Below are 23,394 nucleotides of genomic sequence, written 5' to 3' on the forward strand. Positions count from 1 at the left end.
TCACAGGATCAGGTCACGTAGATCGTCAGACAAAGCACCCGGTTGCTTGATGGCAGCCAAATCGGCATCTGCCACTGCATTCCAGGAATCTTCATCCCACAATTGAAATTTATTGAGTTGGCCGACCAACATGGCGCGCTTGTCCAGCTTGGCGTATTCGCGCAAGCGTGGCGGCACCAAGAAACGACCACTGGCATCAAGCTCCAGGTCAACCGCGTTACCGATCAACAAGCGCTGCAAACGACGGTTTTCTTCACGAAAGGAGGCCAGCTCACGAAGCTTGGCTTCAATCAGCTCCCACTCAGGCAGTGGATACACACACAAACAAGGGTCAATCGCATCAATCGTGATGATTAACTGGCCAGCACAGCGCGACACGAGCTCGTCCCGATACCTGCTAGGCATCGCGAGTCGACCTTTTGCGTCGAGACTTATGGTGTTGGCTCCGCGAAACACGATTGCGTTTCCTCTCTTGTTTAGCTATCCATGCCCAAAAAACCCACTTTTCGCCACTTCTTACCACCTGCGCACACTATAGGAACGCGCATGCCCCACCGTCAAGGTGCTTAAACAGGGAAAAATCCTTATAGAACGGAGATTTAGCGAATTTTACGAAGGTGGGAGAACAGCTTAAGTCGACATTCAAGAGTCAAATGTCAGCACACGCAAACATCTACACTTCAAACTTAAAGTAGTTTATTAAGAGTAAGATTATTTGGGTATTAGAATCGCGAGGAAGAACACCAAGCGTACTACCAGGAAGAAAGGTGGAGAGTCGATCTGTAAGCCGGGTTCTGTCGAGGACAGTCATTCCTCTACGACGTACATCACTGCACGCCTTTAGCAACCTACCCGGTTTCAGCGCGGGCCACGCCAATGAAACCCTATTTGGTCTTGCTCCGAGTGGGGTTTGCCTAGCCACGGACTGTTACCAGCCGCGCGGTGCGCTCTTACCGCACCTTTTCACCCTTACCGGCGCCGAAGCGCTTAGGCGGTTGTTTTCTGTGGCACTTTCCGTAGGCTCACGCCTCCCAGGGGTTACCTGGCACTCTGCCCTATGGAGCCCGGACTTTCCTCCCCCGCACTTCTTGCGAAGCACAGCAGCGACTGTCCGATCGACTCTCCGCCGCATAGGGTAATTGCACTTGCCCATTAGAACAAGCGTAACCGAGCACTGACGCGGCAAAAACCCAAATGTCGACGGTAAAACCAGCAATCAAGCATGCCGCAAATGACGACTCAAACTCTGCGCATAGCCGCCCAAACGATACGCCTGAGCCTGTTACTCTTCAGCTTGGCGCTCCAGCGCCAGTTGATAAAGCAAGTTCTTGCGCACACCGGTAATTTCAGCCGCCAAGGCCGCCGCTCGCTTCAATGGCATTTCTTTTAATAGCAAGTCGAGCACCCGCACCGCCTCAGCACTGACCGCAGCATCCCCTTCAGGCGCCTGCCAGCCAGCAACCAACACAACACATTCGCCGCGTTGCTGATTGGAATCCGCCGCCACCCAAGCGCTCAACTCGGCCAAGGGCAAGCCTTTGAGCGTTTCAAAGGTTTTGGTCAATTCACGGGCCAGCAACGCCGGACGCTCATCGCCAAAGATTGAACGCATATCTTCGAGACACTCGGCAATCCGGTGCGGCGCCTCATAAAAGATCAACGTGCGCGATTCCTCTTTAACCTGCTCAAGGCGCGAGCGGCGGCCCACCGACTTAGCAGGTAAGAACCCCTCAAATATAAAGCGATCCGAAGGCAAGCCAGCAGCCGATAGCGCGGCAATTAACGCACAGGCACCCGGCACCGGCACCACCGCGACACCCGCAGCACGCGCTTGGCGAACGAGGTGATAACCCGGATCGGAAATCAATGGCGTGCCCGCATCGGAAATCAACGCGACATCTTCACCCGCCTGCAGACGCTGCAAAAACTTACCGCCATGATCACGCTCATTATGCTCATGACACGCCGCCAACGGCGTAGTCAGACCAAAGTGTTGCATCAAGCGCGCCGAATGCCGGGTATCCTCAGCGGCGATAAGCGCTACATCACTGAGCACCTTCAACGCACGAGCACTTATATCTTCAAGGTTACCAATGGGCGTTGCGACCACATAAAGCGTGCCCAAACCTGAACTCAACGCATCTGTAGAAGTCACTGCACACGCCTCATTTATCACTAAAACGCGCATTGTAGCCCGTTTATGGAATCTTCTGAAAAAAGTAGCGAGCGCTGGGAATACAAGGCGAAAAGGTGCGAAAAAGCGCAGTTTAGTTGTCCTAAATGAGCATTTTGAGCAGTTTTTCAACGCAGTAATACCTAGCGCAGTAGTTTTTAAGAGGTTCCTTAGCTCTGCTGAGATCGCACCTTCGGCATAGCTTGGGTACAATTCAACTCTCATTTGATCAAGTATCAGGAACGCTTACATGATCGCCCGCCTGCGCCCGCTTCTCCTCCTTTGCTTAGTCGGCTTGCTTGCCGCCTGTGCCAGCTCATCAAACTCTGTCGGTGAACTACCGCGCACACCTCAAGCCAGCATCGAGCAATTGCTCCAGCAGGCAGGTGATGCACAAACCGAGGAAGCCAATTTATTGCGCTTGTCGGCAGCTGACCAATCCTACAAACAAAAGGACTTTGGCCGCGCCAGCACTATCCTTGAACAAGTTCAGCTTGAAACACTCAAGCCTGCTCAGCAGATATTCGCCAGCACCCTCACGGCGGAATTGGCTTTAGCCAGGAAGAATCCAAAGGCCGCCCTTCAAGCCCTTAGCCACCCGAGCTTCGAGCGTTTGGGTGAGCTCCCGGTTGAGCAACAGATCCGCAGCCAACTGACCCGCGCCATGGCACTTGAACAAGACGGCCAACTGCTTGCAGCAGCCCGCGAACGTATCTATATTGCGCCACTGCTTAGCGATGCGACTGCAGCAAGCAACCACGAAGCGATCTGGCTATTGGTTTCACGCCTGCCAGCGGATCAACTGCAAGCAACCGGTGATGCTGACTTAACCGGCTGGCTGGCACTGGCCAGCGCGTCGAAAAGCGCGGCGACTCTGGAACAGCAGCAAGCCGCAATTGATAACTGGGTCGCCACTCACCCAGCTCATCCAGCAGCAGCGCAATTACCCAAGCCCCTGCAAGACCTGAAACAACTGTCGAGCAAGCCTATCGGTCAAATCGCCCTGCTTTTGCCGCAGGAAGGCAAGCTGTCCAGCGTGGGCCGCGCCTTACGCGACGGCTTCATGGCCGCGTACTATCAAGCCCAGCAAGCGGGTGAAACCCTGCCGGACGTACAGGTTTATGACAGCTCGCGCATCAGCTCCATGGACAGTTTCTACCAACAGGCGCAAAGCGCCGGCGTACAGCTGGTTGTTGGCCCACTGGAAAAACAACTGGTGACCCAACTCAGCAGCCGCGAACAACTGCCCATCACCACGCTGGCCCTGAACTACAGCCAAAGTAACCAGGAAGCCCCTGCTCAACTCTTCCAATTCGGCCTAGCCGCAGAAGATGAAGCGCGCGAATCAGCACGCCGCGCCTGGTCTGACGGCATGCGTCGCGCCATCGCATTAGCGCCAAGCGGCGACTGGGGCAACCGTGTTCTGGCGGCATTCCGTGAAAGCTGGGAAGCCCAAGGCGGTGAGCTACTGGCCGCACAGAGCATCGCCCAACCGGTCGAGCTAGCCCAACAAGTCGGCAAGCTCCTGCAACTGCGCCAAAGTGAAGCTCGTAGCAAAAACATCGAAGAAAAACTTGGCACCGAAGTCGCCTCTGAACCTTCGCGTCGCCAGGACGTTGACTTCATGTTCCTTGCTGCCACACCACAACAGGCCCAGCAGATCAAACCAACGCTGGTATTCCAGTACGCAGGCGATATGCCGGTTTACGCCACCTCGACCCTCAATAGCGGCGTGTATAACCAAGCCCAATATTTGGATATGGAAGGCATTCAGTTTTGCGAAACCCCTTGGATGCTCAATACTGATGACCCAACTCGCCAGCTCGTGGTCAGCCAGTGGCCGCAAGCCGGCGGCAGCCTTGGCCGCCTCTATGCAATGGGTGCAGACGCCTTCACTCTCGCGCCGCGCCTGGAGCAGCTAAAAGCGCTGCCAAGCACACGCATTGACGGCTTGACCGGCAGCCTCAGCCTTGGCCCCGACCAGCGAATTGAACGCCAATTACCCTGGGCACAATTCACTGGCGGCCAGATACAGCGCTTGCCTGACACCCCACTTGATTGATCGCACCAGCAGCCAAAGCAGCGGCAACGCTGCTGAGGCCATCGCGCGTCAACACCTTGAAAAAAACGGCCTGCGCCTCATCGCAAAAAACTGGAGATGTAGGCTCGGCGAGCTTGATCTGGTCATGCTCGACATCGATACAGTAGTATTTGTCGAAGTTCGCTACCGCCGCCACAAGGCCTGGGGCGGTGCAGCAGAAAGCGTCGACACCCGCAAACGCAACAAGCTCACGCAAGCGGCCATGTCTTTTCTGCAGCAAGAATCACGCTGGAACCAACACCCCTGCCGCTTTGACGTCGTCGCCATAAGCGCAGACAGCAAAGACAAGTTGCAATTGAATTGGATTAAAAACGCGTTTGATACGTGAACCCTTTAACCATTCATGGTCACAATAAGGCAGCACCCCTGACTCATTTATATTTCTGCACCCGCAAAACTTAAGGTGACATCTTCGATGGACATGCAAGCCCGTATTCACCAGTTATTCCAAGCCAGCATTGACACTAAACAGCAGGCAATGGAAGTCCTTGCGCCACTTATCGAGCAAGGCAGCATGGCGATGGTTAACGCTCTGCTGAACGAGGGCAAAATCCTCTCATGCGGCAATGGCGGATCAGCTGGCGATGCCCAGCACTTCTCCTCCGAGCTACTCAACCGCTTTGAACGAGAGCGGCCGAGCCTGCCAGCCATTGCATTGACCACCGATAGTTCGACCATCACCTCGATTGCCAATGATTACAGCTACAACGAGATATTCTCCAAACAAATACGCGCGCTAGGCCAGCCTGGTGACGTGCTCTTGGCAATCTCCACCAGCGGCAACTCGGCCAACGTTATCCAGGCCATCCAGGCTGCGCATGACCGTGAAATGACGGTAGTAGCGCTCACGGGTCGCGACGGTGGCAACATGGCCTCACTGTTACTGCCAGAGGACGTAGAAATCCGCGTCCCGGCACAATCCACCGCACGCATACAGGAAGTCCACCTTCTGACCATCCACTGCTTGTGCGACCTTATCGACAGCCTACTATTTGGGAGTGAAGAATGATCCGTTCACCACTGACTATTGCAGCATTGGCGCTTACCCTTTTGGTTAGCGGCTGCAGCAACCGCAGCATCGGCAACTCAATTGACGACAAACTGCTCGACCCTGACGTGCGTAGCGCAGTACAGAAAGCCAACCCCGACCTGACCAGCCCGACTTCGCATATCGTTGTCAGCAGCTACAACGGCATCGTCCTTTTGGCCGGACAGACCCCACGCGAAGAACTCAAGCAAACTGCCGAAAAAGCAGCCAACAGCGTTCAAGGCGTGAAAAAGGTTTATAACGAACTGCAAATCCTGCCGCCGACTTCGCTGATCGCACGCAGTAACGATTCGTTGCTAACCGCACAAATCAAGACTGAAATGCTCGCCAACAGCAACGTACCAAGCACCAACATCAAGGTGATCACCGAGAACGGTATTGTTTACCTGCTCGGCCTGGTAACGCGCCAGGAAGCCCAGAGCGCCACGCAAGTGGTACAGGGCGTGTCAGGTGTACAGAAAGTCATCAAGCTGTTCCAGTACATCAACTAGAACCTTACAGGCACAAAAAAGGCGATCTTCGGATCGCCTTTTTTGTTTGCTTCACAGTCGCTATTTCACAACCTTCAGGCTTGGCCTGCCACTTGGACGCGGCGGATCAGTCTCAGGCGGCCCCTGATCGTCAGGACCGTCAGCAACTTCTTCATCAACTGCCGGCGTCTCCAAATCAAAGACCATACCCTGACCGTTTTCCCGGGCGTATACAGCAAGAATCGACGGTCCAGGTACGTATAGCGTATGCGCTACACCACCAAAGCGCCCCTCAAAACTCACCGCCTCGTTATCCATATGCAAGTGACGAACTGCACTAGGCGACACATTGAGCACAATCTGCCCATCGCTGGCGAAACCGGACGGTACTTGCACGCCCGGGTACTCAGCATTCACCAACAAGTGGGGAGTGCAATCGTTATCAACGATCCACTCATACAGAGCACGAACCAGATAGGGACGACTCGAGTTCATAGGTCTCTCCTCGCGTGTTAACGCATATCACGTTCAACCGTGGACAAACTGGCCTGGAAGGCCTCACGGGCGAACTGCCGCTCCATATACTCGAGCAGCGGTTTAGCAGGTTTTTGCAACTCAATACCCAACACCGGCAGACGCCATAGAATTGGCAACAAGCAACAGTCTACCAAGCTCAGCTCTTCACTGAGAAAGTAAGGCTTGTCGACAAACAACGGAGACACACCCGTCAGACTCTCACGCAGTTCCTTGCGCGCTTGCACGCGGGCCGGCTCTTTACTACGCGGATCAAGAATCAGGTCAACCAACGCACACCAGTCACGCTGGATGCGATGAATCAACAAACGACTGTTTGCACGAGCCACCGGGTAGACCGGCAAAAGCGGTGGGTGCGGGTAACGCTCATCCAAGTATTCCATTACCACTGTCGACTCATACAACGCCAAATCACGATCAACCAGCGTCGGCAAGCTAGCGTAAGGATTTACCTCAAGCAGCTTTGGCGGGTAACGACCCGGCTCGACAGTGATGATCTCGGCGCTGACACCCTTCTCGGCGAGCACAATACGTACGCGGTGGGAATAGTGGTCGGCGGGGTCGGAGTAACAGGCCAACCGATTGGTCACGCCCATGGCGGTCCTCCTCGCTTATAAAGTTATATGAAGCAGAAAAACCTGCGCGCCCAGTAGGGCGCGCAGGTCAACAACAGGGAAATACAGATTAATGCACGTCCTTCCAGTATTCACGCTTCAACAAGTAAGCAAATACAAAGAAGAAAGCAAGATACAGCAGAACGTAGGTACCGATACGCTGACTTTCCAATTTTACCGGGTTAGCCGAGTAAGCAAGGAAGGTCACCAGGTTCTTGATCTTCTCATCAAACTCTTCTTCTGACAGCGAACCTGTTTTTGGCTCAACCACCAGTTGATCACAAGCTTTATGGGTAATCGGAGTACCGGTCAACGGATCGTATTGCTTCTTGCCATCCTCAACAATCTGGACCTGCTTGCAGCCCATGTATTGACGACCCTGCAAGCCAACCAAGACGTTAGGCATACCAACGTTATGGAATACGGTGTTGTTCGCACCCAATGGACGGGATGGATCTTCGTAGAAGCTAAGCAGGTAGCTGTACAACCAATCATTGCCACGCACACGCGCAACCAGAGTCAGATCCGGCGGCGCAGCACCGAACCAGTCTTTGGCATCGTCAGGGCGCATGCTGCTCTGCATGTGGTCACCGACTTTAGCGCCGGTGAACACCATGTTTTCGAGCATGATTTCATGCGGGATACCGAGGTCATCGGCAACCCGCTCATAACGCTGGAACTTAGCTCCGTGGCAACCCATGCAATAGTTAGCAAAGGTACGCGCACCGTCTTGCATAGCGGCTTTGTCAGTCAGGTCGATATCGACCGTGTGCGGGAGAGCACCTCCAGCACTGGCGAAAGCGAATACCGGCATAACCGCCACGATCATTGCAGCAAATAGTTTTTTCATCAGCCAGTCACCCTTTCCGGAACCGGTTTGGTTTTTTCCATCCTGGTGTAGAACGGCATCAGAATGAAGTACGCGAAATACAGGAAGGTACAAATCTGCGAGATCAGCGTACGCGTTGGGTTCGGCGCCAACACCCCCAATACACCAAGGATGACGAACGAGACGCAGAACACCAGCAACCAGACCTTACTCAACCAACCTTTGTAACGCATCGACTTAACAGGACTACGGTCCAGCCAAGGCAACACGAACAACACAGCGATAGCTGCGCCCATGGCGACTACACCCAAGAGCTTGTCAGGAACGGCGCGAAGAATTGCGTAGAACGGCGTGAAGTACCAAACCGGAGCAATGTGTTCTGGGGTCTTGAATGCGTTAGCCGCTTCGAAGTTTGGCTTCTCAAGGAAGTAGCCACCCATTTCAGGGAAGAAGAAGATAATCGCGCAGAAGACGAACAGGAACACCACGACACCGACGATGTCTTTCACGGTGTAGTACGGATGGAACGGGATACCATCAAGCGGAACGCCGTTTTCATCTTTCTTTTTCTTGATGTCAACGCCATCCGGGTTGTTCGAACCGACTTCATGCAACGCCAGGATATGCAGCACAACCAGACCGAGAATCACAATCGGCAGGGCCACAACATGCAAGGCAAAGAAGCGGTTGAGGGTAATCCCGGAGATCAGATAGTCACCGCGAATCCACTGAGTCAGGTCGTCACCGATAACCGGGATCGCACCGAACAGCGAGATAATTACCTGAGCACCCCAGTAAGACATCTGCCCCCATGGCAACAGATACCCCATGAAGGCTTCAGCCATCAGCGCCAGATAAATCAGCATACCGAAGACCCAAACCAGCTCACGAGGCTTCTGATATGAGCCGTACAGCAGGCCGCGGAACATGTGCATGTAGACCACGACGAAGAACGCCGAAGCACCGGTAGAGTGCATCAGACGCAGGATCCAACCATAGTCGACATCACGCATGATGTATTCAACAGAAGCAAACGCCTCTTCAGCCGACGGCGTGTAGCTCATGGTCAGCCAGATACCCGTTAGTATCTGGTTTACCAGAACCAACAGAGCCAGCGATCCAAAAAAGTAAAAGAAGTTGAAGTTCTTTGGTGCGTAGTACTTGCTGAGGTGGTCTTCCCACATTTTTGTGGCGGGAAAACGGGCGTCAACCCATTCCATGAATTTGCTCATCAAGCTTTCTCCTGATCCACACCGACGATAACGATGTCATCCGACTCATACGAATATGGCGGCACTGGCAGATTCAACGGAGCAGGCTGCGATTTGTATACGCGGCCTGCCAAGTCGTAGTGCGAGCCATGGCAAGGGCAGAAATAACCACCTAGCCAGTCTGGACCCAAATCTGCAGGAGCAACTTCTGGACGGAAAGTCGGCGAGCAACCCAAGTGCGTGCAAATACCTACAAGGATAAGTATTTCTGGCTTGATCGAACGCGTTACCGGGTCCACATATTCTGGCTGCGCAGAGGCTTTCGACTCTGGGTCTGCCACGCGGTCATTGAGTTTGGTCAGGTTACCGAGAATCTCCTCAGTACGGCGCACGATAAATACCGGCTGCCCCCGCCACTCAGCAATCATCTGCTGTCCCGGCTCGACCTTGCCAACGTTCACCTTCACAGGTGCACCGGCAGCTTTGGCCTTAGCGCTCGGGAACCATGACCCCACGAACGGGACCGCGGCACCCACCGCTCCTGCAGCGCCCACCACAGAGGTGGCCGCTACGAGGAAGCGACGCCGGCCTGCATTCACGCCGTCATTGCTCATTCAGTCGTCTCCCATCAGCTTTGTGGCCTGTTATTCAGGCCTATACTAAGTAAAATTCTGGTCGCGCAAAAAATTCGCCAAATGGTAAAGAAAAGCCCCTTTTCTGACAAGGTAATTACCCAGCCAAAAGCTCTAAACACCTTAGCACGCGTGCAATGTATATATGCGTCACGATGTCGCAGACTAGTTTAACAGCCATAAAAAACGCCCAGCTCCGAAAGGAAACTGGGCGCTTTTGAACGCAGGTAGCGAATTAACGCTTCGAGTACTGCGGACGCTTACGCGCTTTACGCAGACCAACCTTCTTACGTTCAACTTCACGAGCATCACGAGTCACGAAGCCTGCTTTACGCAGAGCTGGACGCAGAGTTTCGTCATAATCCATCAACGCACGAGTGATACCGTGGCGGATTGCGCCAGCTTGACCACTTACACCACCGCCAACAACGGTAACGAAGATGTCAAACTTTTCGCTCAGCTCGGTCAGTTCCAGCGGCTGACGAACTACCATGCGGGCAGTTTCGCGACCGAAGAACGTATCAAGAGTGCGATTATTGATAGAGATACTGCCATTACCCGGACGCAGGAAAACGCGTGCGGTTGCAGTTTTGCGACGGCCAGTGCCGTAATTTTGAGTCGCCGACATAATGAACTATTCCGTTAAATCTTCAGTTCTTGGGGCTGCTGAGCAGTATGAGGGTGAGCAGCGCCCGCATAGACTTTCAGCTTACGGTACATGTCGCGACCCAACGGGTTTTTCGGCAGCATGCCTTTAACCGCAGTCTCGATCACGCGTTCTGGCGCCTTGGCGATCAACTTTTCGAAGTTGATCGACTTGATGCCACCCGGGAAACCGGAGTGAGAGTAATACATTTTATCGGTAGTCTTGGCACCGGTAACACGTACCTGCTCAGCATTGATTACGACGATGTAGTCGCCAGTATCAACGTGCGGAGTGTACTCAGGTTTGTGCTTGCCACGCAGACGAGTAGCGATTTCGGTAGCCAGACGACCCAGGGTCTGACCAGCAGCGTCGACGACAAACCAGTCGCGCTTAACTGTTTCTGGTTTAGCAGTAAAAGTTTTCATTCTTTATAGCCTCAGGGGCCGCCCTGATAAATAAGACGGCGGATCTTACTGAATAGTGCGTACTTTGACAAGGTCAAAGGCAGCCGGAGACAGACGCTATCGGGGGCTCGGGTCAGCGCGTCCGTTACACGGCAAGATTTCTTCGGCAGACGGCGCATCACTTCCACTGCAGAAAGAGCTGCGCAATTATGCAGATTGCGAAAAATTTAGCAACCTGATTGTATAACTCTTTTTCTAGAGGACACATCAATGGATTTTCGCAAACTAGGCAAAACAGACATTTCGGTTAGCTCTATTTGCCTAGGAACCATGACGTGGGGTGAGCAGAACACCCGTGACGAGGGCTTCGCGCAGATTGAGCGGGCCAAGGCTTACGGCGTCAACTTTATCGACACCGCTGAAATGTACCCAGTGCCGCCGCGAGCGGAAACCTACAGCAAGACTGAACAGATCATCGGCGAATACTTTGCCAAAACCGGCGATCGCGCCGACTGGGTCCTGGCCAGCAAGATCAGCGGCCCCGGCAATGGCATCGACTATATTCGTGACGGCAAGCTCAAACACAACCGCGAGCATATCACCGCGGCAGTGGATGCCAGCCTCAAACGCCTGCAAACCGACTGGATCGACCTCTATCAGCTGCACTGGCCTGAGCGCCCGACCAATTACTTCGGCCAACTCGACTACAAGCATCAAGACACTGACTTCACACCACTCGAAGAGGTACTCGAGGCACTCGACGAACAGGTCAAGGCAGGCAAGATCCGCCACATTGGCCTGTCCAATGAAACGCCATGGGGGACCATGAAGTTTCTCGAGCTGGCCGAAAGCCGTGGCTGGCCACGCAGTGTGTCGATCCAAAACCCGTATAACTTACTCAACCGTAGCTTTGAAGTAGGTCTTGCTGAAATTGCAATTCGCGAACAGTGCGGCTTACTGGCTTACTCGCCACTGGCATTTGGCATGCTCTCAGGCAAGTACGCCAACGGCGCACGCCCCGAAGGTGCGCGCCTGAGCCTGTTCAGTCGTTTCGCTCGCTACAGCAGCCCTGAATCAGAGTCGGCCTGTGCGCGCTACGTTGCCTTGGCCCAGGAACACAATCTCGACCCTGCGCAAATGGCGCTGGCGTTTGTCACTTCCCGGGCATTTGTCACCAGCAATATCATCGGTGCAACGTCGACAGAACAACTGGAAAGCAACCTTAAAAGCAGCGAAATCACGCTATCTAGCGAAGTACTTGCAGAAATCGACACCATTCACAAATCGCAACCCAACCCCGCGCCGTAGGCCTTCACGCTAATCCAGCCCAATAAAAATCCCGGCAAGAGCCGGGATTTTTTTTATGACAGCGCCCTGTTTAAAGCGAACGCGCAATAATCTCTTTCATGATTTCATTGGTGCCAGCATAAATCCGTTGCACCCGGGCATCTGCCCATGCCCGTGCAACCGGATACTCCCACATATATCCATAGCCACCATGCAGCTGCACGCACTCATCAAGCACTTTGCACTGCAAATCCGTACCCCAATATTTGAGCATTGCCGCTGTGGGCACATCGAGTTTTCCCTGCAAATGCAGCTCTAGACAGCGATCAACAAATACTTTGCCGATCTGAATCTCGGTGGCCATTTCCGCCAACTTAAAACGGGTATTCTGAAAATCAGCGACAGCTTTGCCGAACGCCTTGCGCTCACGCGTGTACTCAAGCGTCCACTGCAACGCGGCCTGAGCTGATGCCAGCGCACCAATACCGACAGTCAGACGCTCCTGCGGCAGCTCCTGCATCAGATAGGCAAACCCCATCCCTGCCTGACCCAAAAGGTTTTCTTTCGGCACGCGGACATCCTGGAAAAATAGCTCCGACGTGTCTTGCGCCTTCATCCCGACTTTTTCCAGGCGTTTGCCTTTAGCGAACCCCGGCGTATTCGCCTCAACCAGGAACAAACTGGTGCCTTTAGCGCCCGCCGCCGGGTCGGTTTTAGCCACGACAACCACTAAATCAGCGAGAAAGCCGTTAGTGATAAAGGTCTTTGAACCGTTGATAACGTACTCATCACCATCAAGCACTGCAGTGGTTTTTACGCCCTGCAAATCCGAACCCGCACCTGGTTCAGTCATGGCGATGGCCGTGACAATTTCACCACTGACCATCTTCGGCAGATACTTTTGCTTTAGTGCTTCTGAGCCGTAATGCAGGATGTAAGGCGCAACAATATCTGAGTGCAGTGAAAAGCCAACTCCGGTCAACCCCAGTGCTCCGACTTCCTCAATCACTACAGCGCTATACAGAAAGTCGGCACCAATCCCGCCGTACTCTTCGGGAATGTGCGAACAAAGCATTCCGGCCTCACCCGCCTTGTTCCACAGCGCCCGATCGATGTGACCATCCTTTTCCCACTGCGCATGAAAAGGCACCGCTTCCTGTTCAAAAAATTTACGCACGCTGTCGCGAAAGAGTTCGTGGTCAGAGCTGAATATTGTTCTTGGGATCATGCTTGCACCTGGCTGGTCATTTATGGAGCGTGGTGAGACTTTAGGACAGTAGCCCCAATAGTCACACTGGACACAAGCGCCAAAAAATAAGACGATCAAGCCGTTACTTGACCAAATTGCCCCTATCGAAGGGTGGTTAAGTGACAATGATGACGCCCAGAAACACATCGGCCAGTGACCAAGCAAACCTGCCCTGCACTGCCCTAGCTAAACGCCATATTAAATAAGAATAAATAAACCATGACGACTCAACACCCCACTCCGCTCAAGCGCGTGTGCATTCTGGCCACCACTGGTGTGTTCGCCTCAACCGTGCTGCAAGCCAAAGACTTCTTCCACATGGCCAGCTTGCGCCACGGCAAGCAGCAAGGCCTGGGGCTGACCCCAACTATTGAAATCCACTTAGTCAGCCCTGACGGACTTCCTGTACGCAGTTTTAGTGACGTGATGATCCCCGTCGACAGCGGCCTCAAGCCGGCGGATGTAATCATCCTGCCTGCGTTTTGGGATGATTTTGACGCCCTACGCCATCGCCATCCCAACGTACTCAACTGGCTCCAGGAATGTCACGCGGCGGGTAGCGCTATCTGCGGGGAAGCCACTGGTGTTTTTTGGATGGCTCAGGCCGGGCTACTTGATGGCAAGGAGGCGACCACCTACTGGCGCTTCTTTGAAGAGTTCAGTGAGCGCTTCCCCAAAGTGATCCTAAATCAGGACAAGCATTTGTCTGATGCTGACAATCTCTACTGCGCAGGCGGTGTCACATCAGCCTGCGACCTGTTTATCTACATGATCGAGCAGTTCTGCGGCGCCAGCGTTGCCCAGGGAGTTGCACGCGATATCCTATTTGAGGTGCAACGCAACTACACCCCAGGGCGCATTGGCTTTGGCGGTCAGAAGCTGCATCACGACTTAACCATCCTGCAAATTCAACAATGGCTTGAAGAACACTACGCCGACAAGTTCCGCTTTGAAGATGTCGCCCGCGAGCATGGCATGAGTATTCGCAACTTCATGCGCCGCTTCCAGAGTGCTACGGGTGATAAACCCTTGCACTACCTGCAACGATTACGCATTGAAACAGCCAAAAGCCTACTCAGCGCCACCCGCAAGAGCATCAAGACCATTAGCTACGAAGTGGGCTATGACGACGCCAGTTTTTTTGCGCGGTTGTTTCGCCAGCACACAGACTTGTCTCCCAACCTGTACCGCCGCCAATTTCAACACAAAAACGGCCCCATTTAAAAAAAACGACCACTCCCAGCGCAAGCCATTGGATGGGTAGTCGTTAAAACACAGCGTCCTATGATCGGGGCAACCCTTGCAAGGGGTCCCAAACAACAATAGGACGCCCAAATGCGCAGCCTGCTTTTTGCTTTGTCTGTCTCTCTCGGCTTTCTCAGTTTCTGTGCTAACGCGCAAGAAGACTGGAAAACCTTCCCATACGACCAATCAGCTTTCGACTATTCCGGCGACAAACTACGCAAGGCGTGGCCACAGCTAACGCGCGGCTTTGGTAATAGCTACCCATTTCCTGATGAAGAATGGGTACTGAACATGGTCGCGCAGCACCCACAAATACTATCTATTCCTACCACCAATACGTTAAGCCAAGGGACTCCCGAGGCGCTCGCCAGCGCGTACGCAGAAAAGCTTCAGGATGCTTGGCGCAGCATGTTTCGCGGTGACTTTGCCCAAGCCAAACAGCAAGGCATGGCCCTCGGTTTCGGCGGACAAATACCGGCGATGTTCTCGCAGGTGATCTACGCTACGTTTCTCGAAACCGATCAAGACGAGAAGCATCGGCTACTTGAACAAGTAATCGACTTAACCGACGAAGCCGGTGACCTGGCAAAGCTCGACGTGGTTGCCCAGTTCGGCCGAATTTACGCTAAAGCCCGGCTCGGCGAAGAGCTGTCGATCCCCGTTACCCTAAAACGCGGTTACAGCTCGCAGATTCCTGATGAGTTAGACGCCATCCTCAGCAAAGATCCACTGCAACCTTATGCGCTGGCTTTGTACGGCGGCTATCAAGCCGGAGTTATTCGTAAGGTTGGCTCAATGGTTGGCGGCCTTACGTACGGCGTCAGTACAGAAAAAATGGAAACCTACTTCAAACGCTCCTTTGCGGTTAGGGATGACCTGCCAATAGGGCATTATGAATACGCTAACGCGCTTACCTACGTATATGGCGACGCGGAAGACAGCAAAGCCTTGAAGCACCTGCAGCAAGCAGTGACAATCCCCCCGATAAGTGCCATGGAGTCACTGGAAATTGCCCACGCGAAAACGCTACTGGCAACCTTCAAAAAGCGTGTAGCGGGCAACTAAGGCTCTGTATGACTGGCTTGAATTCGCCAGTTAGGCGTCTAAACAGGCTATTGGCGAGTGAATAAACCGTAGGGTGCGACAACGCGAAACTTGTCCACCAAGGCTCAACCCGCCAAAACAACAGACACAAAAAAGGCTGCTCATTGCAGCCTGATTTGCGAGTGGGTCAAGGCTTATGCGGCCGCGACAAAAACTCGTGCGACTGCATTTCCAGCAAACGACTCAAGGTGCGCTGGAACTCAAACGTCAGGCGACCACCCGTATAGAGGTCCTTCAGCTCAACCTCTGCTGAGATGATCAGCTTGACGTTACGGTCGTAGAACTCATCAACCAGGTTGATGAAGCGGCGCGCCATATCGTCAGTGGCAACACCCATCTGCTCGACATTAGCCAGCAATACCGCGTGAAACACTTTGCCCAGCTCAATGTAGTCATTCTGGCTACGCGGACCGTCACACAGTTCACGGAACTCGAACCACGCCACGTCTTCGCAAACCCGCACCGCGGTGATCTGACGATTCTCGATGCTGATCGACTCGTTCTCAACAGCATGCGTGCAATCGGGTGCCAGGCTTTTGAAGCTGGTGTGCAAGCTAGCTTCTGCCTCAGCACCCAGCGGCCAATGAAACAGCTCTGCTTGCTCAAGGGCGCGCAACCGATAATCCACACCGCTGTCGACGTTGACGATGTCAGTGTGCTCTTTAAGCAAGGCAATGGCCGGTAAGAAGCGCGCACGCTGCAAGCCGTCCTTGTACAAGCCATCAGGCACGATATTCGAGGTAGCAACCAGGGACACGCCGTTTTTGAACAACTCTTCAAGCAGGGTCGCCAGAATCATTGCATCGGTAATGTCCGAAACGAAGAATTCGTCAAAGCAAATAACCCGCGCCTCATCAGCAAATTTCTTACCGATGATAGTCAGAGGGTTTTTCTCACCTTTGAGGCCACGCATCTCTTCGTGCACACGCTTCATGAAGCGGTGAAAGTGAGTGCGCACCTTTTGCTCGAACGGTAAGGCATCGAAGAAGGTATCGACCAAGTAGGTCTTACCACGCCCGACACCGCCCCAAAAGTACAAACCTTTGACGGGTGCCTGGGTTTTCTTGGCGAACAGTTTGCCGAACAAGCCAGGCTTGCTGTTTTGCTCGTCGGCAACCAAATCGTCATACAGACGCTGTAAATGGCGCACAGCCACTTCCTGCGCCGCATCGTGGAAGAAGTCTGGACGTTTGAGATCGGCTTGATAGCGTTCTAGCGGAGTCATATTCGTTAGCTGAGCAACAAAAACGGGGCAGGTACTTTAGGCCCTGCCCCGCAGATAATCAATCGACCATCAGTATTGAGCGTCACTCTCAGGCGCCAAAGCCTCTCGCAAACGCTCAACTGCGGCTTTCTGCGCTTGTTCATCAGCGAATTCCGGACTACTCGCCACACACTCGCCATCAAGCCAAACGGCAAAGCCTTGGCCATCTTCACGAATATCCAGCGGCTCACCCAACTGCAGGCGCTTGTTAACCATGCCCGCCGACTTGCCGTCCGCAAATGACTTCGAGAGCAGCAATTGCTCGCCAGTTGCATCGAGCAGGCGGAAGCGAAAGCTGCCGTCGTCTTCACGAAAGCTGACAAAGCGCGCGCTTTTGCTGGCTTTTTTCTTCGACGACTCAGTGCTCGCCGCCGCCGAGCGGAACGAGCGCAGACCGACCGCTTCACGCAGTTGAGTCAGAAACGGCGTGGCGGTCTTACGCGCCTTCGCCGCGCCGGCCAGAAGAATATCCTCAAGGTCAGCTGGACGCTCAATCAATGCATGGTATTTTTCGCGAGCCTCACCCAGCTCTGTATTGAGCAGATCATTAAGGCGCTGTTTGGCCTCTCCCCAACCCAAGCCATCAATTAACTCCGCACGGAACTGTGCTTGCTGTTCGGGCGTGGCGAAAGCTTGATAAAGGGTGAACAGGTGCGCGCTGTCGGGATCTTTGGCTTCGCCCGGCAATTTCGAGTCGGTAACGATACGCGCCACCGCTTCTTTCATCTGCTTGGCGCCACTGAACAACGGAATAGTGTTGTCGTAGCTTTTCGACATTTTGCGTCCATCAAGGCCCGGCAAGGTCGCCACATCGCCCTCAATCACCGCCTCTGGCAGCGTGAAAAGCTCTTCACCCTTACCAAACAAATGATTGAAACGCTGGGCAATATCACGCGCCATCTCGACATGCTGAATCTGATCGCGGCCCACAGGTACTTTGTGCGCGTTGAACATCAAAATGTCCGCCGCCATCAATACCGGATAGCTGAACAACCCCATGGTGACGCCCGCATCCGGATCCTCACCGAGCTCAATGTTTTTATCCACAGAGGCTTTGTAGGCATGCGCGCGGTTAAGCAAGCCCTTGCCCGCCACACACGTCAGCAGCCAGCACAACTCTGGAATCTCCGGGATATCCGACTGACGATAAAACGTTGCTTTATCGACATCGAGGCCACAGGCCAACCAGGTTGCAGCGATTTCCAGCCGTGACCGCTGAATGCGCAGCGGATCATCACATTTGATCAGCGCATGGTAGTCGGCCAAGAAGTAAAACGAGTTCACGTTAACGTCGCGGCTTGCAACAATTGCCGGGCGTATAGCCCCGGCATAGTTGCCAAGGTGCGGCGTGCCGGTGGTGGTGATGCCGGTAAGAATACGAGTGGTCATGGGCGTTCGCTTGCTAATTAGAGGCGCGGCAATAACAAATCTTTAAGATCGGTCAGTTTGCCATGAAAAAAGTGCCCACATTCTGCCACGGTCAGCAACTCATGTGGACGGTCTAGCGCGCTTGACCAGTCATAAACCAGTTGCGGATCAACCACTTCATCAACCTCAGGCTGAATTACGGTCATCGTGCAGCGCTGCGCGAGCGGCGTATCGTCGAGGCGCATCACTGCAGGGGCGATCATAAACAAATGCTGCACTTCAATGCCCTGCGCCTCCAATCGGCCTGCGAGCGTTGCGGCAACAAATCCGCCAAAGGAAAAGCCCATCAAGATCAGCGGCAAATTCGGGTATTGTTGGCGCAGTGACTGAGCAACAGCTTCGGCGTCATCGACTTCGCCTGTGCCCATGTCATGAGTGCCCGCACTATTGCCCACACCGCGATAGTTAAAGCGTAAAGTATGCAAACCTGAGTCACGCGCAGTGCGTTGCAAGGTCGACACAACTTTGTTGAGCATCGTGCCGCCCTGCACCGGATTTGGGTGACATATAAGCGCGACGCCACGCGCATCGGGCACTTCGAGAGCAAGGGCTTCAAGCTGACCGCTAGGGCCTGGTATAAATAAAGCAGTTTCACGGGTGAGCAAGAGTGAACTCCGTGACCCATCGCAGGGTCGATTCGTCTAGGCTGTCAGCCTGCGCCAAAAACATACCGGCTCGCATTACGCTATACAGCGCAGGCTCCAGCCGCTAACGTAAAGCAAAGCCGTTTAGAGAGGAAGGACTCGTGGAACAGACGCTAACAGCCTGGCTGATACCAGCCATAGCCCTAGTTGCAGGCATCGCAATTGGATTTCTGGTTGCGCGCTTGGCGCCCAACGCAGTTCCTGGCCGAACTCAACGTCAGCTTGATGACCTGCAGGAACGTTTTGACAACTATCAGAGTGATGTCGTCACACACTTCAACACCACTGCAAATCTGGTTAAAAAATTAACTCAGAGCTATCAAGACGTCCAAGAACATCTCACCGAAGGCACCAACAATCTGGCTCTCGACGAGCTGACTCGGCAACGGTTGTTAGCTGCACTGCATGCCGATGAAGGTAGCGATAAACGTGACAAACGTGAGCGCCTAACGCCGCCGCGCGACCACGAAACACCTAAGGATTACGCGCCTAAAATGGCCAACATCCCAGGTATGCTCGACGAAAACTACGGTTTGAAGAGCAAACGCTAACGCCAACACATTCAGCCCGTAGCCATAAAAAAACCCGCATTAAGCGGGTTTTTTTATGGCTCATGCATCTGCAAGCAGATAGCTCATCCGCTAGATTGCACCGCGCTCACGCAATGCCGCCAGAACCATCTTAACGCCATCATCAACCGACACAGTCTGGGTGTCGATTACGACGTCGGCATCGAGCGGTACATCGTAGGGGAATGACTCACCCGGGATGTTATCGCCATTAGCCGCATACAGGCCCTGTGGATCACGCTCGCGGCAAGCCTGTGGCGAAGCCTGAACATACACCGTGATCAAGCGTTCAGCACCAATCAGCGTCCGGGCCTGCTCGCGCCCTTCTGCATCCGGCGCGACAAAAGCCGCCAGAGTCAGCAGGCCCGCTTCATTGAACTGCCGTGCGACATGCGCCGCCCGACGCCAATTTTCAGTGCGCCCAGAACGATCCTGCGACAACCCCTTGTTGAGGTCATGACGCAGATTCTGGCCATCAAGGACATAGACACCACGGCCCATGTCGAACAGTTTGCGTTCAACCGCGTAAGCCAAAGTGCTTTTACCGGCACCAGACAAGCCACTGAACAGCACCGTGGCCGGTTGCTGACCGAGTCTTGCCGCACGCTCTTCTACCGATACATGCGCCAGCTTGCCGTGATGGCCAGTACCACCCTGCGAACCAACAGCCTCAGCGATAATCATGCCTGCGCCAACAGTGCCATTGGTCAGGCGATCAATCACAATAAACGCACCCGTGGTGCGGTTGTGAGCGTAGCCATCCAACGCAATAGCGCTGTCGAGCGCGATACGCACCTTACCGATCTCATTGAGCTGCAGGCTACTCGCGGCGCCCTCTTCCAGGGTATTAACATCGACCCGGTGAGCAATGCTGGCAATCGAGCCCGGCACATAACTGGTGGCGCGCTTGATGTCGTATTTCTTGCCCGGCAGCATAGGCTCATCAGCCATCCACACCAGCATTGCATCAAAGCTGTCAGTCACTAACGGACGGCTATCGGCATGAACCAACATGTCGCCACGCGAAACGTCGATTTCATCTTCAAGGGTCAGCGTTATAGCCTGACCAGGACCGGCCTGCTCCAGCTCGCCCTCATAGGTCACGATTGACTTGACGCGACTGCCTTTACCCGACGGCAAGACAATCACATCATCGCCTTTATGCACGATGCCGCTGGCCAAGGTGCCAGCAAAACCACGGAAATTCAGGTTCGGACGGTTTACGTACTGCACCGGAAAACGCAGGTCGTTGAAGTTGCGATCACCTGCAATTTCAACAGTTTCAAGAATTTCCATCAGTGATTGACCGTCGTACCACGGCGAACGCTCACTCCTGCTGACAACGTTATCGCCCTTCAACGCCGACATTGGCACGAAGTGCAGCGATGTCGGTTTCAGCGCAATACCTTCAGCAAACGTCAAATAGTCAGCCTTGATCTGCTCGAATACGCCTTGATCGAAGTCCTTCAAGTCCATCTTATTGATGGCGACAACGATGTGCTTGATGCCCAGCAGAGAGGTAATAAAACTATGGCGCTTGGTCTGCGTCTGCACACCGTAACGTGCGTCAATCAGGATAATTGCCAGATCACAGGTCGATGCACCGGTCGCCATGTTCCGGGTATACTGCTCATGGCCCGGGGTGTCGGCGATGATGAACTTGCGCTTGGCAGTCGAGAAGTAACGGTACGCCACATCAATGGTAATGCCTTGCTCACGCTCGGCCTGCAGACCATCAACCAGCAGAGCCAGATCGACCTCCTCGCCAGTGGTGCCGCTTTTCTTCGAGTCCCGGGTGATCGCTTCGAGGTGATCTTCGTAAATCATCTTCGAATCGTGCAGCAGGCGCCCGATCAGGGTGCTCTTGCCGTCGTCGACGTTGCCGCAGGTCAAAAACCGCAATAACTCTTTGCGCTCGTGCTGCGCCAAGTAAGCAAGGATATCCTCGCTGATCAATTCAGATTGGTGCGACATCTTAAAAGTACCCCTGACGTTTTTTCTCTTCCATCGAACCTGCGCCATCATGGTCAATCACGCGACCTTGACGCTCAGAGGTACGGGTCAGCAGCATTTCCTGAATAATGTCAGCCAGCGTTGTCGCCTGTGACTCAACGGCGCCCGTCAATGGGTAGTCGCCCAGCGTACGGAAACGCACCATTTTCTTCTGAATGCGCGACTTTTCTTCGTCGGACATGTGCTCAAGAATGCGCTCATCATCGATCATGATCAGCGTGCCATTCTTCTCGATCACATCGCGCTCAGCTGCAAAGTACAGCGGCACAATCGGAATTTGCTCCAGATAGATGTACTGCCAGATGTCCAGCTCGGTCCAGTTGGACAGTGGGAAAACGCGAATCGACTCGCCCTTCTTCACTTTGCCGTTGTAGACATTCCACAATTCTGGGCGCTGGTTTTTAGGGTCCCAGCGGTGCTTGCTGTCACGGAACGAGTACACGCGCTCTTTGGCACGGGATTTCTCTTCATCACGACGTGCGCCACCAAAGGCGGCATCGAAACCATGTTTGTCGAGCGCCTGCTTGAGGCCTTCGGTTTTCATGATGTCGGTGTGCTTGGCACTGCCGTGGGTCAGCGGGTTGATGCCCTGAGCGACGCCTTCTTGGTTGACGTGAACAATCAGGTCCAAACCCATTTCAGTCTTCATCTTGTCGCGGAAGCTATACATCTCCTGAAACTTCCAGCGGGTGTCGACATGCATAACCGGGAACGGCAACTTGCCTGGAAAGAACGCCTTGCGTGCCAGATGCAGCATCACCGCGGAGTCTTTACCAATGGAATAGAGCATTACCGGGTTGTCGAATTCGGCGGCCACCTCACGAATGATGTGGATACTTTCCGCCTCGAGCTCTTTCAGGTGCGTCATTTTGTCGAGCATAGCTACTCACGATTTGCTTTGTAATGGGGCCAGCGGGCCGTGGACATGGGCGCACTCTAGCACAGCACTAGCTTCTATTCAGGCCGCCAACTAGATCAAAACGTTCTAACTTTATGCTCAGTATTTTGCCCAGGAATGGCTCAATCGAGCCGTCGAAAGCGCCGATGCTCTGTTCAAGCAAGCGTCAAATTGGGTTGGCGCAATCAATGAATATATGCTCGATGGCAAAGCGCTTCGCTAAATACTCACCCAGCGCCTGCACACCGTAGCGTTCAGTTGCATGATGACCTGCGGCAATAAAACTGATGCCATTCTCTTGTGCGCTGTGAAAGGTCTGCTCCGAAGCTTCACCAGTCAGGTACAGATCAACGCCAGCAGCGATTGCTTCATCGATATAACCCTGCCCGCCACCCGTGCACCAGCCTACTCGGCGAATCATCTCGGAGCCCTCCACCAACAGCGGCTCACGCCCCAGTTGCTCCTGCACGCGGCGAGCAAAGTCACGAGCGCTTTGTGGCTCATCCAATGAGCCAACCAAACCCACTGTTCGTGGATTATCCGGATTCAGCGCCCCTTCAACGGTGATACCCAACTGCGCAGCAAGCTGCACGTTATTCCCCACTTCGGGATGCACATCAAGCGGCAGGTGATAGGCAAGCAGACTGATATCGTTGCTCAACAGTGCCTTGAGTCGGCGCTGCTTCATGCCGGTCACGCATGGATCTTCACCCTTCCAGAAATAACCGTGATGCACGAGGATAACGTCAGCCTCCGCTTCAATTGCAGCATCGATCAGCGCCTGACTGGCCGTAACACCTGTGACTAATCGCTGCACATTCGGTCGTCCTTCAACCTGCAAACCATTCGGGCAGTAGTCGTTGATACTGTCTGCATTCAAATATCGCTGGGTCTCTGCAATCAGGGTGGTCAGGGCGATTGCCATTTTGTTTCCTCTTAGATTGATACGGGCCAATGCAATATTCGCGCTAGCACCCTTATAATGATCCACCTTAAGTGGCTCAACTGCCCCTCGCAACTCTCAGGACTTC

General features: G+C 53.9%; 24 protein-coding genes and 1 other RNA gene. 8 read left to right on the forward strand and 17 right to left on the reverse strand.

Going from position 1 to position 23,394, the window contains the following annotated elements; genetic code table 11:
• The 3 genes from mraZ to rsmI form a co-directional block, all read right to left on the reverse strand.
• Positions 1-456, reverse strand: a complete 456-nt coding sequence (gene mraZ, locus B9K09_RS17750; protein WP_087518065.1) for a division/cell wall cluster transcriptional repressor MraZ — start codon at positions 454-456, stop codon at positions 1-3.
• 311 nt (positions 457-767) lie between these two features.
• An RNA gene (gene rnpB / locus B9K09_RS17755) (RNase P RNA component class A) lies at positions 768-1,123 on the reverse strand.
• Between the two features lie 159 nt (positions 1,124-1,282).
• Positions 1,283-2,188, reverse strand: coding sequence for a 16S rRNA (cytidine(1402)-2'-O)-methyltransferase (gene rsmI, locus B9K09_RS17760; RefSeq protein WP_256574086.1), 906 nt, complete (start codon positions 2,186-2,188; stop codon positions 1,283-1,285).
• A 235-nt stretch (positions 2,189-2,423) separates the two neighbouring features.
• On the opposite strand from rsmI, the gene B9K09_RS17765 reads away from it, so the two are divergent.
• From B9K09_RS17765 to B9K09_RS17780, 4 genes are all read left to right on the forward strand, one after another.
• Positions 2,424-4,235, forward strand: coding sequence for a penicillin-binding protein activator (locus tag B9K09_RS17765; RefSeq protein WP_087518067.1), 1,812 nt, complete (start codon positions 2,424-2,426; stop codon positions 4,233-4,235).
• Complete coding sequence (locus B9K09_RS17770; protein ID WP_087518068.1) at positions 4,228-4,602, forward strand: YraN family protein; 375 nt, start codon at positions 4,228-4,230, stop codon at positions 4,600-4,602. The genes B9K09_RS17765 and B9K09_RS17770 overlap by 8 nt, the downstream gene beginning before the upstream one ends.
• 87 nt (positions 4,603-4,689) lie before the next feature.
• Positions 4,690-5,283, forward strand: coding sequence for a phosphoheptose isomerase (locus B9K09_RS17775; protein ID WP_087518069.1), 594 nt, complete (start codon positions 4,690-4,692; stop codon positions 5,281-5,283).
• A complete protein-coding gene (locus tag B9K09_RS17780; RefSeq protein ID WP_087518070.1) occupies positions 5,280-5,813 on the forward strand; it encodes a BON domain-containing protein in 534 nt (177 codons plus the stop codon). Before B9K09_RS17775 ends, B9K09_RS17780 begins: the two co-directional genes overlap by 4 nt.
• A gap of 60 nt (positions 5,814-5,873) precedes the next feature.
• On the opposite strand, the gene B9K09_RS17785 is transcribed toward B9K09_RS17780, so the two are convergent.
• The 7 genes from B9K09_RS17785 to rplM form a co-directional block, all read right to left on the reverse strand.
• The gene (locus tag B9K09_RS17785; protein ID WP_087518071.1) at positions 5,874-6,287 is read right to left on the reverse strand and encodes a ClpXP protease specificity-enhancing factor; all 414 of its coding nucleotides are present in this window, start codon (positions 6,285-6,287) and stop codon (positions 5,874-5,876) included.
• 17 nt (positions 6,288-6,304) lie between these two features.
• Entirely contained in the window at positions 6,305-6,922 is a 618-nt protein-coding gene (locus B9K09_RS17790) for a glutathione S-transferase N-terminal domain-containing protein (protein WP_087518072.1), read from the reverse strand.
• 88 nt (positions 6,923-7,010) lie between these two features.
• Positions 7,011-7,790 carry a cytochrome c1 gene (locus tag B9K09_RS17795; RefSeq protein ID WP_087518073.1) on the reverse strand — a complete coding sequence of 260 codons (780 nt, stop codon included), beginning with the start codon at positions 7,788-7,790 and terminating at the stop codon, positions 7,011-7,013.
• A complete protein-coding gene (locus B9K09_RS17800; protein WP_087518074.1) occupies positions 7,790-9,001 on the reverse strand; it encodes a cytochrome bc complex cytochrome b subunit in 1,212 nt (403 codons plus the stop codon). Before B9K09_RS17800 ends, B9K09_RS17795 begins: the two co-directional genes overlap by 1 nt.
• Positions 9,001-9,594, reverse strand: a complete 594-nt coding sequence (petA, locus tag B9K09_RS17805; protein ID WP_087518075.1) for a ubiquinol-cytochrome c reductase iron-sulfur subunit — start codon at positions 9,592-9,594, stop codon at positions 9,001-9,003. Before petA ends, B9K09_RS17800 begins: the two co-directional genes overlap by 1 nt.
• Before the next feature lie 253 nt (positions 9,595-9,847).
• Positions 9,848-10,240 (reverse strand): 30S ribosomal protein S9, encoded by a 393-nt coding sequence (rpsI, locus tag B9K09_RS17810; protein ID WP_087518076.1) that lies wholly within the window; start codon positions 10,238-10,240, stop codon positions 9,848-9,850.
• A gap of 14 nt (positions 10,241-10,254) precedes the next feature.
• Positions 10,255-10,683, reverse strand: a complete 429-nt coding sequence (gene rplM / locus B9K09_RS17815; RefSeq protein ID WP_069897891.1) for a 50S ribosomal protein L13 — start codon at positions 10,681-10,683, stop codon at positions 10,255-10,257.
• Positions 10,684-10,932: 249 nt separating this feature from the next.
• Here rplM and B9K09_RS17820 point away from each other — a divergent pair, with 249 nt between their 5' ends.
• A complete protein-coding gene (locus B9K09_RS17820) occupies positions 10,933-11,970 on the forward strand; it encodes an NADP(H)-dependent aldo-keto reductase (RefSeq protein ID WP_087518077.1) in 1,038 nt (345 codons plus the stop codon).
• Between the two features lie 70 nt (positions 11,971-12,040).
• Here B9K09_RS17820 and B9K09_RS17825 read toward each other — a convergent pair whose 3' ends face one another.
• A complete protein-coding gene (locus B9K09_RS17825) occupies positions 12,041-13,177 on the reverse strand; it encodes an acyl-CoA dehydrogenase family protein (protein WP_087518078.1) in 1,137 nt (378 codons plus the stop codon).
• Positions 13,178-13,516: 339 nt separating this feature from the next.
• Between B9K09_RS17825 and B9K09_RS17830 the strand changes: the two genes are divergently transcribed.
• Complete coding sequence (locus B9K09_RS17830) at positions 13,517-14,422, forward strand: GlxA family transcriptional regulator (RefSeq protein WP_177408736.1); 906 nt, start codon at positions 13,517-13,519, stop codon at positions 14,420-14,422.
• A gap of 111 nt (positions 14,423-14,533) precedes the next feature.
• A complete protein-coding gene (locus B9K09_RS17835) occupies positions 14,534-15,508 on the forward strand; it encodes a hypothetical protein (RefSeq protein ID WP_087518080.1) in 975 nt (324 codons plus the stop codon).
• 166 nt (positions 15,509-15,674) lie between these two features.
• Here B9K09_RS17835 and zapE read toward each other — a convergent pair whose 3' ends face one another.
• The 3 genes from zapE to B9K09_RS17850 form a co-directional block, all read right to left on the reverse strand.
• Positions 15,675-16,772, reverse strand: a complete 1,098-nt coding sequence (gene zapE / locus B9K09_RS17840) for a cell division protein ZapE (protein ID WP_087518081.1) — start codon at positions 16,770-16,772, stop codon at positions 15,675-15,677.
• Between the two features lie 69 nt (positions 16,773-16,841).
• Positions 16,842-18,200, reverse strand: a complete 1,359-nt coding sequence (locus B9K09_RS17845; RefSeq protein ID WP_087518082.1) for a tryptophan--tRNA ligase — start codon at positions 18,198-18,200, stop codon at positions 16,842-16,844.
• A 17-nt stretch (positions 18,201-18,217) separates the two neighbouring features.
• Positions 18,218-18,844: an alpha/beta hydrolase gene (locus B9K09_RS17850; RefSeq protein ID WP_087518083.1), complete on the reverse strand. Its 627-nt coding sequence runs from the start codon at positions 18,842-18,844 to the stop codon at positions 18,218-18,220.
• A gap of 140 nt (positions 18,845-18,984) precedes the next feature.
• Here B9K09_RS17850 and B9K09_RS17855 point away from each other — a divergent pair, with 140 nt between their 5' ends.
• Positions 18,985-19,434 carry a YhcB family protein gene (locus B9K09_RS17855; protein WP_087518084.1) on the forward strand — a complete coding sequence of 150 codons (450 nt, stop codon included), beginning with the start codon at positions 18,985-18,987 and terminating at the stop codon, positions 19,432-19,434.
• Between the two features lie 90 nt (positions 19,435-19,524).
• Here B9K09_RS17855 and cysN read toward each other — a convergent pair whose 3' ends face one another.
• The 3 genes from cysN to B9K09_RS17870 form a co-directional block, all read right to left on the reverse strand.
• The gene (cysN, locus tag B9K09_RS17860; protein ID WP_087518085.1) at positions 19,525-21,426 is read right to left on the reverse strand and encodes a sulfate adenylyltransferase subunit CysN; all 1,902 of its coding nucleotides are present in this window, start codon (positions 21,424-21,426) and stop codon (positions 19,525-19,527) included.
• Between the two features lies 1 nt (position 21,427).
• Entirely contained in the window at positions 21,428-22,345 is a 918-nt protein-coding gene (gene cysD, locus B9K09_RS17865; protein ID WP_087518086.1) for a sulfate adenylyltransferase subunit CysD, read from the reverse strand.
• Positions 22,346-22,529: 184 nt separating this feature from the next.
• Positions 22,530-23,288 carry a Nif3-like dinuclear metal center hexameric protein gene (locus B9K09_RS17870; protein ID WP_087518087.1) on the reverse strand — a complete coding sequence of 253 codons (759 nt, stop codon included), beginning with the start codon at positions 23,286-23,288 and terminating at the stop codon, positions 22,530-22,532.
• Positions 23,289-23,394 lie beyond the last annotated feature (106 nt).

Origin of the sequence: Pseudomonas sp. M30-35 (genome assembly GCF_002163625.1) — a bacterium.
GTDB lineage: Bacteria > Pseudomonadota > Gammaproteobacteria > Pseudomonadales > Pseudomonadaceae > Aquipseudomonas.

Excerpts from the sequence above, each read along its gene's own strand:
- rsmI (WP_256574086.1), bottom strand. The coding sequence starts at position 2,188 with ATGCGCGTTTTAGTGATAAATGAGGCGTGTGCAGTGACTTCTACAGAT.
- B9K09_RS17765 (WP_087518067.1), top strand. The coding sequence starts at position 2,424 with ATGATCGCCCGCCTGCGCCCGCTTCTCCTCCTTTGCTTAGTCGGCTTG.
- B9K09_RS17775 (WP_087518069.1), top strand. The coding sequence starts at position 4,690 with ATGGACATGCAAGCCCGTATTCACCAGTTATTCCAAGCCAGCATTGAC.
- B9K09_RS17780 (WP_087518070.1), top strand. The coding sequence starts at position 5,280 with ATGATCCGTTCACCACTGACTATTGCAGCATTGGCGCTTACCCTTTTG.
- B9K09_RS17785 (WP_087518071.1), bottom strand. The coding sequence starts at position 6,287 with ATGAACTCGAGTCGTCCCTATCTGGTTCGTGCTCTGTATGAGTGGATC.
- B9K09_RS17790 (WP_087518072.1), bottom strand. The coding sequence starts at position 6,922 with ATGGGCGTGACCAATCGGTTGGCCTGTTACTCCGACCCCGCCGACCAC.
- B9K09_RS17795 (WP_087518073.1), bottom strand. The coding sequence starts at position 7,790 with ATGAAAAAACTATTTGCTGCAATGATCGTGGCGGTTATGCCGGTATTC.
- B9K09_RS17800 (WP_087518074.1), bottom strand. The coding sequence starts at position 9,001 with ATGAGCAAATTCATGGAATGGGTTGACGCCCGTTTTCCCGCCACAAAA.
- petA (WP_087518075.1), bottom strand. The coding sequence starts at position 9,594 with ATGAGCAATGACGGCGTGAATGCAGGCCGGCGTCGCTTCCTCGTAGCG.
- rpsI (WP_087518076.1), bottom strand. The coding sequence starts at position 10,240 with ATGTCGGCGACTCAAAATTACGGCACTGGCCGTCGCAAAACTGCAACC.
- rplM (WP_069897891.1), bottom strand. The coding sequence starts at position 10,683 with ATGAAAACTTTTACTGCTAAACCAGAAACAGTTAAGCGCGACTGGTTT.
- B9K09_RS17820 (WP_087518077.1), top strand. The coding sequence starts at position 10,933 with ATGGATTTTCGCAAACTAGGCAAAACAGACATTTCGGTTAGCTCTATT.
- B9K09_RS17825 (WP_087518078.1), bottom strand. The coding sequence starts at position 13,177 with ATGATCCCAAGAACAATATTCAGCTCTGACCACGAACTCTTTCGCGAC.
- B9K09_RS17830 (WP_177408736.1), top strand. The coding sequence starts at position 13,517 with ATGGCCAGCTTGCGCCACGGCAAGCAGCAAGGCCTGGGGCTGACCCCA.
- B9K09_RS17835 (WP_087518080.1), top strand. The coding sequence starts at position 14,534 with ATGCGCAGCCTGCTTTTTGCTTTGTCTGTCTCTCTCGGCTTTCTCAGT.
- zapE (WP_087518081.1), bottom strand. The coding sequence starts at position 16,772 with ATGACTCCGCTAGAACGCTATCAAGCCGATCTCAAACGTCCAGACTTC.
- B9K09_RS17845 (WP_087518082.1), bottom strand. The coding sequence starts at position 18,200 with ATGACCACTCGTATTCTTACCGGCATCACCACCACCGGCACGCCGCAC.
- cysN (WP_087518085.1), bottom strand. The coding sequence starts at position 21,426 with ATGTCGCACCAATCTGAATTGATCAGCGAGGATATCCTTGCTTACTTG.
- cysD (WP_087518086.1), bottom strand. The coding sequence starts at position 22,345 with ATGCTCGACAAAATGACGCACCTGAAAGAGCTCGAGGCGGAAAGTATC.
- B9K09_RS17870 (WP_087518087.1), bottom strand. The coding sequence starts at position 23,288 with ATGGCAATCGCCCTGACCACCCTGATTGCAGAGACCCAGCGATATTTG.